The sequence below is a fragment of the Pedobacter sp. ASV12 genome, assembly GCF_016429155.1.
Lineage (GTDB): Bacteria > Bacteroidota > Bacteroidia > Sphingobacteriales > Sphingobacteriaceae > Pedobacter.
Genome location: NZ_JAELUC010000005.1, coordinates 43,498 through 57,843, shown reverse-complemented (window position 1 = coordinate 57,843; position 14,346 = coordinate 43,498). Strand labels below are relative to the sequence as shown.

Here is a 14,346-nt window from a genome sequence, read left to right as displayed (position 1 = left end):
ATATCAGGTTAAACGTTACTGTTCAGGTAGTTTTTAATAAAATCGGTCACCAAATAGGCTATGGTTTTGCCGGTGCCTAAATCCTCGCGGCCGTTGGCCAATTTAGTGGCTCCTTCGCAAATATGCAAATAGCTCCATTTTTTGCGATTGTGCAATAGCATGCGGCGAATATCGTTGAGGGCAAACCCAGATGGACTGCTGGCGCTCGACAATACGTTTTCGATGCTGTCGAGATCGATTTCTAACCCCAAGGGCGAATCGAGGTCTTCGATAAACGATTGCCATTCATGGCAGATCGACTGGCTTTGCAACAGATCTTCAAAATAACGTGCTTTTAGGTTGCTACTGTTTGCTATATGGCTTGGCAGTGCTTTGTTTACGTAGTTTTGGTGCAGGCCAAAAATGCGGTATTGGTTTAAATAGCCATTGGCTAGGGCATGGCTAAAGCCGTTGCCGCTGTGGCGGCCTTCTTCGGTGTTTCGCAAGTCGGCATGGGCATCGATATTAACCACGTTAAGTGCTTGTTGTTGCGCTAAAAAAGCGCCCCAGATGATAGGAAAAGCATTGTTGTGACCGCCACCAATCACAATCGGAATTTTACCGGCCGCCACAATCAACTGAATTACAGGGTAAACCAAAAGGTCTATCGCTGCGGTTTTGCCTCTTAATGCCGTTACCGATTGATCCAAGGGCTCGGCTATATCGAAATGGCCAAGCACCAAAATTTCTTCGCCACTTAAAAACGGATTGCTTTGGATATTAAGCAGGGTTTTCAAGGCTGCTGGCCAGGCGCTGGCCGTGCCACCGGTTCCATGATTTGCCCTTACGCCAATGTCTTCGGGGATGCCCAGCAACACAAATTTGGCCGGAGAATTTTTGAGGTTTGCTAAGGTGATGCCATCTTCCGGGGCAGGTTCGCGATGATAGACCTGCACTTTTTCGCCCAATTTGGTTTCGCCGTGACGGGTATTTACCAGTTCCAGAATATCGCCCTGCGTATAGATCCGGAGCCTATCCATGGTAAACCTCTCCGTTTAAAATAACCGTTTCTACTTGTGATTGACCAAAGCTGTAAGGCAAAAATGCTAAGGAAGGCATGGGCCTGGTGATGAATAAATTGGCCCTTTTGCCAATGGCGATACTGCCCAGTTCGTGGCTCATTTCCATGGCTGCTGCGCCATTCAAGGTACAGGCATTAATGGCTTCTTGTGGCTGTAGTTTTAGCTTGATACACCCTAACGAAACCACAAAATTCATATTGCCCGATGGAGTAGAACCTGGATTATAATCGCTTGCTAAAGCCACAATGGCATTGGCATTGACCAAGCCACGGGCGTTGGCAAACGGAATGCCCAAGTAAAAAGAACACGAAGGCAAAAGGGTAGCGATGGTGTCGCTGCTCGATAAACAAGCCAGTACCGAACCATCGGTTTCTTCCAAATGGTCGACCGATACGGCATGGTGCTGTACACCGATTTGTACCCCGCCCGAAACCGAAAGCTGGTTGGCGTGTATTTTGGGTTTGAGGCCATACTGGGCACCTGCGCTGAGCAATTCGTCGGTTTCGCTGATGGAAAAGAAACCCTGCTCGCAAAAGACATCCATGTAGTTGGCCAGGTTTTCTTTGGCTACGGCAGGCAACAATTCTTCGGTAATGAGCCTGATATAGCCGGTATGATCATTTTTATAGGCTTGCGGATAGGCATGCGCCGCCAATAAAGTGGCTTTGATCGGAATAGGGAAAGTTTGCTTTAAACGCTGAATGACCCGCAACATTTTCAGTTCGCTGGCCACGCTCAAACCATAGCCGCTCTTGATTTCTACGGCACCCGTGCCTTTTTTGATCATGTCGCGCAACCGGGCACTGGCACTTTCAAAAAGATCGTCTTCGCTGGCATCCTGTAGCTTGCGGGCAGAGTTGAGGATGCCTCCGCCAGCAGCGGCAATTTCCTCATAGCTTTTTCCGGCAATTTTGAGGGCAAATTCCTCTTCGCGTGGAGCGGCAAAAACAATATGCGTGTGGCTATCGCACCAGGAAGGGAAAACGTAACGGCCTTTTGCCGAGATTTGAGAAGGGAGGGTTGAGATTTGGGCCGGAATCGAATCCATCGTGCCAAAATCTTTGATTAAGCCGTCTTCTAACAGGATCCATGCATCTTCCAAAACGGGCAAATCGGCCAGCTCTTGTCCGCGGAGCGACAGCTTTTCTTTGGGATGAACGCCAACCAGGCCTTTAATGTTTGTAATCAGCATAACGTAGGATCAAGTAGCCGGCAGTAAGCCCGCCTGTTTATCAATCAATTTCTAATAAAACCGGACAATGGTCTGAATGCAGGGCATCGGGCAAAATCCTTACATTTTTTAAACGATGCTCCATCGGCAACGAAGCCAAATGGTAGTCGATGCGCCAGCCCAGGTTCTTGCCACGTGCACCGGCACGGTAGCTCCACCAGGTGTAGTGGTGCGGGTCTTTGTTAAAGTGCCTGAACGAATCGATAAAACCATTGTTCATAAACAGTTCCATCCACTCGCGTTCTTCGGGCAAAAATCCCGACGAGTTGGCATTTGACTTAGGGTTATGGATATCAATAGGTTTGTGGCAGATGTTGTAATCTCCCGAAATGATCAAATTGGGATGGAGCTTGCGCAACTCGTCGATGTACACATCGAAAAAGCGCATGAATTCGTATTTTTTCAATTGCCTTTCATCGCCGCTCGAACCCGAGGGCATGTAGAGGCTCATCAGCGAAAAATCATCAAAATCGGCTCTTAAAATTCGGCCTTCGGCATCAATCCAGGCTTCGCCACAGCCATAGGCGATGTGGTTGGGCTTAATTTTGGTGAGGATGGCAACACCACTATAGCCTTTTTTCTCGGCCGGAAACCAGTAATGATGATAACCCAGCTGCTCAATGAGCGCTAAAATATCCGGAATCTGCTCTTGAAGGGCCTTTACTTCCTGCAGGCAAACCATATCGGCATCGGTGGCCTGTAGCCAGTTGAAAAGACCTTTGGTGGCAGCGGCTCTGATGCCGTTAACGTTATAGGAAATGATTTTCATGTATTATGTATTCTTTTGGCGGGCCTTTTTGGCCAGCTTTCTTTCAAGCTTTCTGGCTTCGCGATTGGTAAGTACCGAAACGGTCATTTTGATATCTTCCTTTGGGCGATTGTTCTTGTCGGTAACAGCCTCGGCAATTTGGTCGACCATTTCCAGGCCTTTAACCACTTCGCCATAAACGGTATAGTTACGGTCCAGGTGCGGTACGCCGCCAATGGTTTTGTATACTTCGCGTTGCCAGGTTGGGATTTTGAATTTCAGTCGTTTTTCTTCGAGTACGTTGAGCATCGAGTCGGTAAAAACCTTGCCTTGTACAATGTAGAACTGGCTGCCACTGGATGCTTTTTCCGGATTGGTATTGTCGCCTTCCCTGGCGGCTGCCAAAACGCCTTTTTTGTGGAAAAGGCTGTCGCGGAATTCGGCGGGTATGGTATATTTCGGACCGCCGTTGCCCAAAAGCGAATCAGGCTTGGCATTTTTCGAATCGGGGTCGCCACCTTGGATCATAAAGGCTTTGATAATCCGGTGAAACAAGGTGCCATTGTAATAGCCCTCTTTGGCCAGTTTGATAAAATTATCGCGGTGCAAAGGCGTTTCATTGTACAATTTGATGATGCACTCGCCTTTAGCGGTGGTTATCCTAATATATTGGTTTTTGGGCTTGGCGGCAAAAGCCTGCGCAAAGCAGAGGCAAAGCAAAAAGGTAAAAAGCTTTTTCATGTTTGGACTTGGTTGGCGCTAAGTTATAAAATTAAATAATTGGTTCGCTAGTTCGGCTTATTGTTAATGTTGAAAGGTTGAAATGTTGGAAAGATGGATGCATTGCTTAAAGCGTCAAGGTGTAAATTAAATAGCTGTTAATCTGTTGTTTAAAAATAATCGAAATAAGTGCACCAAACCATATTTACCATTTTTTAACAATTATTCCCCATTGGTTTCAAAAATTTATCTATAGCTTTGCTGCCATGAAGCTGAAGCAAAAACTTGCCCTTGGTCTTTCCGTCTTTTACGTATGCAGCGTAATTGGCGTGGCTTTGAGCATGCACTTTTGCGGGGGCAAACTGGCATCGGTTTCGATGTTTACCAACGAGGTGGCCTGCCAATACTGCAAAGCCGAACCGGTAACCCAAAAAGACGACGGCTGCTGCAAAAATACCAAGGTAGAAGTTAAGGTAAAAGACAACCACAAAGCCGAAAGCTCGTTTAAATGGCCTAAGCTTTTTAGCTTAGAAACCATTCTTGGCCAACGACTGGCCGATTTTTTCAGGCCGTACTTTCCCAATTTCTTCAATAAGGTAGAAAACAAGGCGCCACCCAAATCCACGCGGATTTCTCTGCATTTGCTCAACTGCGTTTTCAGAAATTAGCCTAAATGAACCCCGACCTGCAACGGCATGGCCGTGGTAGGTTTATTAATTTCCCCATGGGGAGATGATGTATTACCGTTCATTTATAAAAATTCAGACATGAAAACGATTAAAATCACGATCGCTTTTTTGATGCTTTTGGCGATAAACAAAGCATCGGCCCAACAAATTACCAACGTAGAGATGCAGGTAACCGGATTAACCTGCTCTATGTGCTCTCAGGCTACCGAAAAATCATTGCGTACCCTGCCATACATCAGCGAGGTAACGCCCGACTTAAACAGAAACCTTTTTGTATTGACCTTTAAAAAAGGCGAGGCTGTAAGCTTTGACCAATTGAACAAAAAGGTTCAGGATGCAGGCTTTTCGGTTGGAAAATTAGAAGCCACCATCAATTTTAACCAGGCGCAGATAGACGATAACGGACAAGCCATTGTGGGCAATAATGTTTATCGTTTTGCCAATGCCAAAAGCAAGGTGCTTAATGGGCCGGTTAAGGTTAGCATAATCGACAAAAACTTTATCTCGAACAGCGCGTTCAAACAAAAAGCCAGTACGGTTAAGTTCGATTCTTATGCCAGTGGCATGGGGGTGGTTAACGGCAAAAAAACCAGGATTTACCACCTTAGCATTTAATTGGGCATGATGAAGAAAATCATCTTTGCTGTGCTTTGCCTATGCAGTGCACAGGGCCTGTTTGCGCAAGAGTTATATGTTTATACTGAACCGGCCAGCAATATGCCCGCCAAGTCTATCGGCGTAAGGCTAACCAACGAGGGTATGTTCAGTCCCGATTTCAGAAGCCGTACCATAGGCGAGGTAATGTTGGGTTTCAACAAGAACCTGATGTTCCATGCCCAAGGCTTTCTGTCTGATATGGACGGCAATTACCGTTTAGAAGGAGGCAGTTTTTACGCCAAGTACAGGTTCTTGTCGCTCGACGATGCCCACAGCCATTTCCGCGCGGCCGCTTATGGCAGAATCAGCACAAGCAAAAGGCCAACATTTACCGAAGATATCAACTTAGAAGGCGATAACAGCGGCTGGCAAGGCGGCCTGATTTTTACCCAACTGTTGCATAAATTGGCCCTTTCGGCCACCTTGGGCTATAGCCAGGCTTTTGATAGGCCCAGCAAGCAGGTGGCAGGCATGCCCGCACCCGATCAGATGCTCAACTACAGCCTTTCGTCGGGCTATTTGTTGCTGCCTGTGGTGTACAAGAACTATAAGCAGCCCAACTTTAACCTGTACCTGGAAGTTTTGGGCAAAACCAATCCGGCCAACGGCCATTCTTATGTAGATTTGGCCCCGGCGGTACAGCTCATCCTCAACAGCCAAACGCGTATCGACCTGGGTTACCGCTTTCAGGCTGCCGGTAACCTCGACAACAGGTACCTTAAAAACATGTATATGGCCAGGGTAGAATTTAATTTTTTTAACGTCTTAAAATAAACAACAATGAAAAGAGTATTTTTAATGATCGCTGTATGCAGCGTAACAATCTTCGCCGCACAGGCACAAACCGCAACCCAAACGGCCTTTGGCAAAACCCTGCAGGCTTATTTCGAGGCCAAAAATGCCTTGGCTACCGATAATGTAGCCAAAGCTGGCGTGGGCGCCAAAAGCCTGTTGGCCAACTTGGCCGCTTTTCCGGTAAAAACGTTGCCTGATGCACAACAGGCCGAGTGGAAAAAACAGAGCGACGAACTGAAGAAATATGCGGCTCCGATGGTCGCCGAAAAAGACCTGAAAGCTCAAAGAAAAAGCTTCGAAAATGTTTCTTCGGCCATGATTAAACTGGTAAAAGCCGTAAATTTAAATAGCAATGAGGTTTATGTACAATACTGTCCGATGGTAAAAAGAAGTTGGCTAAACGAAGTAGAAGCGGTGCAAAATCCGTTTTACGGCAGCAAAATGTACGATTGCGGCGAAGTAACCGAAACTATTGCCAAAAAATAGATGGTACTGTATGTCAAAAATATGGTGTGCACTCGGTGCAAAATGGTGGTTAAGGCCGAGCTCGAACAGCTGGGCTTTAACCCTGTTGCCGTTAATTTGGGCGAAGTAGAGCTCTCGCAGGAAAGCTTGACGCAGGCACAAACAAACACGATTGCCGAGGCATTGGCCAAATTTGGCTTTGAGCTGCTGGCCGATAAAAAGAAACAATTGGTAGAGCAGGCCAAAACGGCAATTATTGAGCAGGTGCATTATGCTACCGAACCTTTAAAAGTTAACTTTTCAGATTACCTGAGCCAAAAGCTGGGCATAGAATACGGCACGCTAAGCGCGGTGTTTTCTGAAACGGAGCACAATACCATCGAAAAATATGTAATCCAGCAAAAGATAGAGAAAGTAAAAGAGCTGCTTACCTATGGCGAAAGCTCGTTAAGCGAAATGGCCTACTTGCTCAATTACAGCAGCGTAGCGCATTTGTCGGCCCAGTTTAAGAAAATAAGCGGGCAAACGCCATCGGCTTATAAGCAGTCTCAACAGGCATCGCGCAGAACCCTAGACGAAATCTAGGGTTTTTGTTTTCTTACCATAGGTCAACCACAACGAACAGAACAGGTTGTACTTTTGTTTATTACTCAAAACATAAACTCAAATACAATGAAAAAGTTATTCCTGTTTCTAGTGGCGAGCAGCATCAGCATGGCTGTTTTTGCCCAAACCAAATACACGGTAGATCCGATGCACTCTTTTGTAGGCTTCGACGTTAAACACATGGGCATTTCTTTTGTAGAAGGTTCGTTTAAAAAATTCGACGGTTCTTTTACGGCCAGCAAAGCCGATTTTAGTGATGCCAAGATCAACTTTACAGTTGATGTGGCCAGCATCAGCACCAGCGTAGAGATGCGCGACAACCACTTGAAAACCGACGATTTCTTCAATGCCGAGAAATTCCCGAAAATGACTTTTGAGAGTACTTCGTTTAAAAAAGTGTCCACAAAATCATCGAAACAAACAACCGGCAACTATGTACTGAAGGGCAAGCTGACCATTAGGGATGTGACCAAAGACGTAGATTTTCGGGTGAATTATGGCGGCACTGCTAAAGACCAGCAAGGAAACACTAAGCTAGGTTTTCAGGCCACAACCACCATCAACCGCTTGGACTATAACATTAAATACGATCCAACAGGTGCTGGCGTGGCCAAAGACGTAAAGATTACGTTGAACCTCGAATTTGTACAGGCAAAATAAGCCCTAAATTTTTAAGTCCATGAACACATTAAACCAATTTAAAAACTTCACTTCCGGATTAAGCTCAACCGAACTGATGCCCGTACTTTTTATGGGGCATGGCTCGCCCATGAACGGGATAGAAGTAAATGAGTTTAGTGCCAAATGGGCCGAAATAGCAAAAAATATCCCCGTGCCACAGGCTGTATTGGTGGTTTCGGCGCATTGGTTTACCCGTGGCACGAGGATTACTGCGATGGATTTTCCACCAACCATCCACGATTTTGGGGGCTTTCCGCAGGCTTTGTTCGATGTGCAATATCCGGCTCCCGGCAATCCGCAATTGGCGCAGGAAACCGCCGAATTGATCAAGGGAGCCTCGGTAATCCTCGACCACGATTGGGGCCTGGACCACGGTGCTTGGTCGGTGGTCAAAAACATGTATCCCGAAGCCAATATTCCAGTACTCCAGCTCAGCATCGATTATACCAAAGATGCCCGCTACCATTATGAATTAGCCCAAGAATTAGCTGCGCTGAGACGTAAAGGGGTGTTGATTTTGGGTAGCGGCAACATGGTGCACAACTTGAGGATGATGAGTTGGGAAATGATCAATGGCGGTGGCTATGATTGGGCTTTGGAAATGGACGAAAAATTCAAATCGCTGATCCTGAACAGAGACCATAAGCCGCTCATCAACTACCAACAAATGGGCAGCGCGGCCTTATTGGCCATCCCAACCCCCGAGCACTACCTGCCTTTGATGTATGCTTTGGGCCTGCAACAGGCAAACGAAGAAGCAAGCCTGTTCAACGACAAGGCCGTAGGGGGTTCACTAACCATGACTTCGGTAAAAATTGGCGCTTAAACACCTGTAATTATATAAATCTTTTTGGTCAGGATATAACAGCAAAGGCTTGGCTTGTAGGTAATTTTGTCTATCAAAAATAAAGAATGACACAGACCTATCAAGTAACAGGCATGACCTGTTCGCATTGCGAAAATAAAGTAAAAAGCAACCTGCTTTTGTTGCCCGAAATTACCGAAGTAGAAGTTTCTAAAACCGACAACACGGCTACCATAACCATGGATAGGCCTATTGGTCTTGACGTCCTGCAGGAAGCTCTTGGTGGTGCCAGTTCCAAATACCAAGTTTCTGCTATTGCTCCTAGCAAGCCAATTTAGGCTCGGATTTAGTCAAATTCATAACCCAAAACATAAAATCATGAAAAAACTAACATTAACCTTGGCATTAATAGGCGTGGCCTTGATTAGTGCTTTTGCACAGGTTAAAAACGAATCCGCCCAATTGCTAGCCAGCTACTATGGCGTTAAAGATGCCCTGGTAAACGGTAATGCCACCGAGGCCGGAGCCAAAGCAACCGAATTTTTGACTACGATTAAGACCATCGATGGTAAAAGCCTGGCCGAGCCTAAGCGAAAAACATTGCTAGAACTGAAAGAAAAATTGGCTTTTGATGCCGAACATATTTCAGAAAGCAAGGACATTGTCCATCAGCGGGATCATTTCGCTACTTTTTCTGCTAACCTGTATGCTTTGGCCAAGGCTATCAAATTGTCGGCCCAGCCCATTTACCAAGAATATTGCCCCATGAAAAAAATGTACTGGCTAAGCAGCGAACAAGCCATCAAAAATCCATATTATGGGAAAAGCATGCTTACCTGTGGCAAAGTAACCGATACCATTAACTAACAACCCTAGCGGCAGGTCGATCTTGCGCGTTCAATTGCCTATGAAAAAGCTCGTTTTTTTAAGCTTAATCTGTATGATCAGCATTTTTGCGATGGTCAAACAAGCCTTTGCACAAGAAAAAGCAATTTATACCTGCCCTATGCATCCCGAAATTAGGGAAGAAAAACCGGGCAAATGCCCTAAGTGTGGCATGAAGCTGGTGCGCGAAAAAAAGACGGAAAAAAAGGCCATGGTCTCAGCACCGCTGACCTTTAAAACGGCTAAAAGCACCAATAAGCCACGAACTGTTCGTTATGATCTGTATGTGGCCGATACCATCGTTAATTTTACCGGCAAGCCTAAGCGCGCCATTGCCGTAAACGGAAGCATCCCGATGCCTACCTTAACCTTTACCGAAGGCGATACTGCCGAAATCTATGTGCACAACAACCTCGACGAGGAAACGTCGCTGCATTGGCATGGCTTGTTTTTGCCCAATCGCTACGATGGCGTGCCCAACTTAACGCAAATGCCCATTAAGCCTCATAGCACTTATGTATACAGGTTCCCGATCATTCAAAGCGGCACGCATTGGTACCACAGCCACACCGAATTGCAGGAACAGATAGGCATGTATGGCGCCATGATTTTGAACAAGCGCGAAGAACCCGATATTCCGACCCTCCCGATAGTGCTCAGCGAATGGGCCGATAGGAAGCCCGAGCAGATAGACCGTGGCTTGCATAATGCCACAGACTGGTTTGCCATTAAAAAAAGAACCACCCAAAGCTATGCCGAAGCCATCAGAGAAGGTCATTTTGGTACGAAGGTGACCAACGAGTGGAAACGCATGAACGCCATGGACGTAAGCGATGTTTACTACGATCGCTTCCTGATCAATGGGCAGCCACAGTTTAATGCCCAAAACTTTAAGGCTGGAGATCAGGTGCGGCTGCGCATTGCCAATGCCGGCGCATCGTCCTATTTCTGGCTCAGTTATGCCGGTGGTAAAATAACCGTAGTGGCCAGCGATGGCAACGACGTGGTACCGGTTGAGGTAGACCGCTTGATCATTGCCGTATCAGAAACGTATGATGTGGTGGTGACCATTCCCGAAAATAAAAGCTACGAGTTTTTGGTTACCCCCGAAGACCGCACCAAATCGGCTTCGCTTTGGCTAGGGCAGGGCGAAAAAATAAGCGCCCAAAAAATGCCTAAACTCAAGTATTTTGAAGGGATGAAAATGATGAACGACATGATGGACATGAACGGCAACATGATCGAGATGAAAGGCATGAAAATGCAGAATCAAATCATGGACATGAATACCGTAATGTACCCCGAAATGGACGAACCCATGGCCGGACACGATATGGAAGGCATGGATATGCCCATGAGCAACTCGAACATCGTTACGCTCAATTACGAAATGCTGCGGTCGCCGGTTAAAACTACCTTGCCCAAAGGGCCTACCAAAGAGCTCAAATTCGAGCTCACTGGCAACATGAACAGGTATGTGTGGACCATGGATAATAAAACGGTTTCCGAAGCAGACAGGATCTTGATTAAAAAAGGAGAAAACGTGCGTATTGTGCTCTACAACAACAGCATGATGCGGCATCCGATGCACTTGCATGGCCACGATTTCAGGATATTGAACAAGCAAGGCGAATATGCACCGTTGAAAAACGTGCTCGATATTATGCCGATGGAAAGAGATACCATCGAATTTGCGGCTTCAGAAAGTGGCGACTGGTTTTTCCACTGCCATATTTTGTACCACATGATGAGTGGCATGGGACGGGTTTTTAGCTACGAAAACTCGCCACCTAATCCGGAAATACCAAACCCCAAATTGGCGCAGCGCAAGCTTTTTGCCGACGACCGGATGTTCCATTTCATGGCCGAAAACGATTTTGCCAGCAACGGCAACGATGGTATGGCCATGTTGGCCAATACCCGTTGGAACATCAGTACCGAATGGCGCTTGGGCTATAACAAAATGCACGGCTTCGAAACCGAAACCCACATTGGCCGCTATCTTGACCGCATGCAATGGCTGATGCCCTTTGTTGGCTTCGATTGGCGCTACCGACGCATGGGAGAAAATGAACAGGAAAAAAATATTTTTGGCCAAAAAAACACCAAAGACAACAGGGCGGTAGTGAGCCTCGGGGTTCAATATACCTTGCCGATGCTGTTGCAGGCCAGGGCCGAAGTGTACCACGATGGCAATGTACGTTTGCAGCTGATGCGCGAAGATATTCCGGTTTCTAAACGCTTGAGGGCAAGCTTTATGATCAACACCGATAAAGAGTACATGGGCGGCCTACGTTTTATTGCCACTAAGAATATCGCTGTGGGTGCACACTACGACAGCGATATGGGTTTTGGAGCCGGATTGGCGTTGAGCTACTAAGGAAGATTTGTGATGTCGGTTGCCGATTAGGCATTTTGCCTCTACACCTCATGCGAAGCACAAGAGGTGGTGATAGATTGGAATAAATAATGTAAATGGTCTGTGAGCCACAGACCATGAAAGAGTCTTATCGTTAATATTTCTTCCTTTTGTAGTTAAATTCAGACTTGATCAGCTTGCCGCTTACGCTGCCTTCAATCCAGGCCAGGAGCTTATCTTTTCCCTGGTTTTCGTACACAATGCGCTGCGGAAAATCATGGGCCTTGTTTTCGAAAACAAAGCGGTTCTTGGCGCTCGAAACCAATTTAAAGCTGGTGGTTCCTTCGTTGTCTTTCTCCATTCCGGTAACGACAAAAACAATATCGTTTCCAGCTTTTTTAAGCTCCACGCTTTCCATCATCGTGCTGTCGCCTTTAAGGTCGTGGCGGTAGCTTTTGCCAGTCAGGCCTTCGGGCGTTGTTTGCCAGTTTTCGGTTATTTTGCCTTTAGGTGTTTTGGTTTGCCAATAGCCCAGCATAAAATTAAACTGCTTTAGCGCAGGTGTTTGCGCAGCGGCAAGCTGGCCAATGCAAAGCCCTAATGCGATAAGGGCAAGAGAAAAACTTTTTTTCATCGGTTTATATTTTGTTGATGGTTAATTTTTTAAGGCCGCTTCAATGTGGCCCAAATGGTGTTTGCCATGCCAGGCGTAATTGCCTATCAGGTAGCCTAATGTATGCTGTTGCTTGGATTCGGGGTGGAAATAGCGCCGCTCGAAATCTTCAGGAAGCAAGGTTTTTAAAAGCGCAACCCATCTTTGATGGATGGCCGTTAAAAGAGCAATAGACAGCTGGATATCGCCATTTTTGGCATCTGGCAGTTCGGCCCAACGCTCTTCAAAATAAGGCCTGATGGTTGGATCATCTTCGGTTAGCGTAAGCCTTACCCTCGTATAGGCATTGATATGGCTATCGGCCAAATGATGCACCACCTGTCTAACCGTCCAGCCGTCAGGGCGATAAGGGGTTTCGAGCTCTTCTTCGCTTAAATGAATGGTGGCTTGTGCAATCAATTGTGGCAATTCGATCAAATCTTCTATCCATAACTGAATATGTCCAATGTTTATTGTGGTTGGTGGCAGATATTTTCCAATGGGATACCTGAGGAGCTCCAAATCTTGCATAAAGCCAAATTACATAATTTTCCGTAAGAGTTTAAGCAGCCATTCCTTCCCTTGGTAGGGCGGATAAACCATACGGTTAAAATTGAGCTTCGACTGAAAAACTACAGCCCTTTCGTGCGAAAAATTCCTGAATCCGAAAACACCATGGCTGCTGCCTATGCCGCTGCTGTTTACCCCGCCAAAAGGCAGTTTGGGATTGGCAATATGAACCAGCACATCGTTTACGCAAACCCCACCCGAACTGGTGTTTTTAATGATTTTTTGAATGTTTTTAGCGTTTTTGCTGAAAATGTAGAGGGCCAAAGGCTTGCTTTTTGCGTTAAGCTGCGCCATAGCCTCGTCAATATCCTGGTAAGCGATGATAGGAAGGACCGGGCCAAAAATTTCTTCTTCCATTACTTGTGCGTTGGCTGGTATCTGGCTGAGCAGCACGGGATAAATGGTTTGACTTTTTTCGTCGAAAGTACCTCCCCAATTAATTCTTGCTCCTTTTTCAACGGCTTCGTCAACCAGGTGCTTTAAACGACTAAAGTGTTTGGGGCTAATGATCTTGGCATAAGCCCGGGGCTCAATTTGCGCCTGACTTTTGAAAAACAGCTTTTCGGCGGCGCTTTTGTACAGGCCAATAAATTCGTCAACCCGTTCTTGGGGAACAAAAACGTAATCGGGTGCAATGCAGGTTTGGCCACTGTTGATCAGTTTGCCCCAGGCAATCTTCTCTACGGCTTTTGGCAGGTCAACCTCATGGTCAATAAGCGTAGGCGATTTGCCCCCCAGTTCTAGCGTAACCGAACACAGGTTTTTGGCGGCGGCTTCCATCACGATTTTGCCGATGGCCGTGCTCCCGGTAAAAAAAATATGATCGAAAGGGAGTTTGAGCAGCGCCGTAGCCAAATCGGCATTGCCCTCAAAGCAAGCTACCTCCTGCTCTTCAAAAACACTGGCGATGATCTTGCCCACAACGGCGCTGGTTGCCTGACTGATTTCGGAGGGCTTCAGCATCACGCAGTTACCGGCGGCAATGGCCGAAATGAGTGGGCTCATGGTCAATTGAAAAGGATAGTTCCATGGCGCCATAATCAGGCAAACGCCTTTGGGTTCGTAATAAATCCTGTTTTTTGAAAAAGGATTGCTCAGGGTTTTGCCTGCCCGTTTGGGGCGCATCCAATCGCGAAGGTTTTTAATGGCAAAATCGAGCTCGCCATAAACGAAAAGGAGCTCGGTAACTGCGGTTTCGAACTGGCTTTTTCTGAGGTCTTTGTGCAGGGCCAGGTTAATTTCGTCTTCATGCCTTGCGATGGCTTCTTTCAGCAGTTTAAGTTTGGCCATTCGCGAGGCCGCATTTTGCTTTCTAAGCGTATATTTGTACACTTGTTGTGCTTCAAAAACAAAATCGATTTTTTGGTGCATCATACCTTACAGCTAGGGGTTGACATTGTTAAATATAGTTAAACGATCAGT

The 14,346-nt window shown here is 46.4% G+C and carries 17 protein-coding genes; 10 read left to right on the top strand and 7 right to left on the bottom strand.

The window, feature by feature from the left end; translation table 11 throughout:
• Positions 1-8: 8 nt before the first annotated feature.
• The 4 genes from JHD69_RS03075 to JHD69_RS03060 are packed head-to-tail and all read right to left on the bottom strand — an operon-like array spanning position 9 to position 3,781.
• Positions 9-1,019 carry a formimidoylglutamase gene (locus tag JHD69_RS03075; protein ID WP_199137276.1) on the bottom strand — a complete coding sequence of 337 codons (1,011 nt, stop codon included), beginning with the start codon at positions 1,017-1,019 and terminating at the stop codon, positions 9-11.
• On the bottom strand, positions 1,012-2,253 hold the full coding sequence (hutI, locus tag JHD69_RS03070; protein WP_199137274.1) for an imidazolonepropionase: 1,242 nt from the start codon (positions 2,251-2,253) through the stop codon (positions 1,012-1,014). The genes JHD69_RS03075 and hutI overlap by 8 nt, the downstream gene beginning before the upstream one ends.
• Before the next feature lie 40 nt (positions 2,254-2,293).
• Positions 2,294-3,061 carry an exodeoxyribonuclease III gene (locus JHD69_RS03065; RefSeq protein ID WP_199137272.1) on the bottom strand — a complete coding sequence of 256 codons (768 nt, stop codon included), beginning with the start codon at positions 3,059-3,061 and terminating at the stop codon, positions 2,294-2,296.
• 3 nt (positions 3,062-3,064) lie between these two features.
• Positions 3,065-3,781 carry a peptidylprolyl isomerase gene (locus tag JHD69_RS03060; protein WP_199137270.1) on the bottom strand — a complete coding sequence of 239 codons (717 nt, stop codon included), beginning with the start codon at positions 3,779-3,781 and terminating at the stop codon, positions 3,065-3,067.
• A gap of 245 nt (positions 3,782-4,026) precedes the next feature.
• Between JHD69_RS03060 and JHD69_RS21620 the strand changes: the two genes are divergently transcribed.
• The 10 genes from JHD69_RS21620 to JHD69_RS03010 all read left to right on the top strand — a co-directional run bounded on the left by JHD69_RS21620 (position 4,027) and on the right by JHD69_RS03010 (position 11,723).
• Positions 4,027-4,428, top strand: coding sequence for an HYC_CC_PP family protein (locus JHD69_RS21620; RefSeq protein WP_441339457.1), 402 nt, complete (start codon positions 4,027-4,029; stop codon positions 4,426-4,428).
• 99 nt (positions 4,429-4,527) lie between these two features.
• Positions 4,528-5,064, top strand: coding sequence for a heavy-metal-associated domain-containing protein (locus JHD69_RS03050; protein WP_199137266.1), 537 nt, complete (start codon positions 4,528-4,530; stop codon positions 5,062-5,064).
• Positions 5,065-5,073: 9 nt separating this feature from the next.
• The gene (locus tag JHD69_RS03045; RefSeq protein ID WP_199137264.1) at positions 5,074-5,880 is read left to right on the top strand and encodes a hypothetical protein; all 807 of its coding nucleotides are present in this window, start codon (positions 5,074-5,076) and stop codon (positions 5,878-5,880) included.
• Between the two features lie 6 nt (positions 5,881-5,886).
• On the top strand, positions 5,887-6,387 hold the full coding sequence (locus JHD69_RS03040) for a DUF3347 domain-containing protein (RefSeq protein ID WP_199137262.1): 501 nt from the start codon (positions 5,887-5,889) through the stop codon (positions 6,385-6,387).
• A gap of 21 nt (positions 6,388-6,408) precedes the next feature.
• Positions 6,409-6,951, top strand: a complete 543-nt coding sequence (locus JHD69_RS03035) for a helix-turn-helix domain-containing protein (protein ID WP_233165655.1) — start codon at positions 6,409-6,411, stop codon at positions 6,949-6,951.
• An 87-nt stretch (positions 6,952-7,038) separates the two neighbouring features.
• A complete protein-coding gene (locus JHD69_RS03030; protein ID WP_199137258.1) occupies positions 7,039-7,632 on the top strand; it encodes a YceI family protein in 594 nt (197 codons plus the stop codon).
• 19 nt (positions 7,633-7,651) lie between these two features.
• On the top strand, positions 7,652-8,479 hold the full coding sequence (gene ygiD / locus JHD69_RS03025) for a 4,5-DOPA dioxygenase extradiol (protein ID WP_199137256.1): 828 nt from the start codon (positions 7,652-7,654) through the stop codon (positions 8,477-8,479).
• 86 nt (positions 8,480-8,565) lie between these two features.
• Positions 8,566-8,796 (top strand): heavy-metal-associated domain-containing protein, encoded by a 231-nt coding sequence (locus tag JHD69_RS03020; protein ID WP_199137254.1) that lies wholly within the window; start codon positions 8,566-8,568, stop codon positions 8,794-8,796.
• 40 nt (positions 8,797-8,836) lie between these two features.
• The gene (locus JHD69_RS03015; protein ID WP_199137252.1) at positions 8,837-9,325 is read left to right on the top strand and encodes a DUF3347 domain-containing protein; all 489 of its coding nucleotides are present in this window, start codon (positions 8,837-8,839) and stop codon (positions 9,323-9,325) included.
• Between the two features lie 73 nt (positions 9,326-9,398).
• Positions 9,399-11,723 (top strand): multicopper oxidase domain-containing protein, encoded by a 2,325-nt coding sequence (locus tag JHD69_RS03010; RefSeq protein ID WP_233165653.1) that lies wholly within the window; start codon positions 9,399-9,401, stop codon positions 11,721-11,723.
• 133 nt (positions 11,724-11,856) lie between these two features.
• Here the strand turns inward: JHD69_RS03010 and JHD69_RS03005 are convergent, their stop codons facing one another.
• The 3 genes from JHD69_RS03005 to JHD69_RS02995 are packed head-to-tail and all read right to left on the bottom strand — an operon-like array spanning position 11,857 to position 14,298.
• Positions 11,857-12,336 carry a DUF6265 family protein gene (locus JHD69_RS03005; RefSeq protein WP_199137250.1) on the bottom strand — a complete coding sequence of 160 codons (480 nt, stop codon included), beginning with the start codon at positions 12,334-12,336 and terminating at the stop codon, positions 11,857-11,859.
• Between the two features lie 21 nt (positions 12,337-12,357).
• Positions 12,358-12,885 (bottom strand): YfiT family bacillithiol transferase, encoded by a 528-nt coding sequence (locus JHD69_RS03000; RefSeq protein ID WP_199137248.1) that lies wholly within the window; start codon positions 12,883-12,885, stop codon positions 12,358-12,360.
• Positions 12,886-12,894: 9 nt separating this feature from the next.
• Positions 12,895-14,298, bottom strand: a complete 1,404-nt coding sequence (locus JHD69_RS02995; protein WP_233165651.1) for an aldehyde dehydrogenase family protein — start codon at positions 14,296-14,298, stop codon at positions 12,895-12,897.
• Positions 14,299-14,346 lie beyond the last annotated feature (48 nt).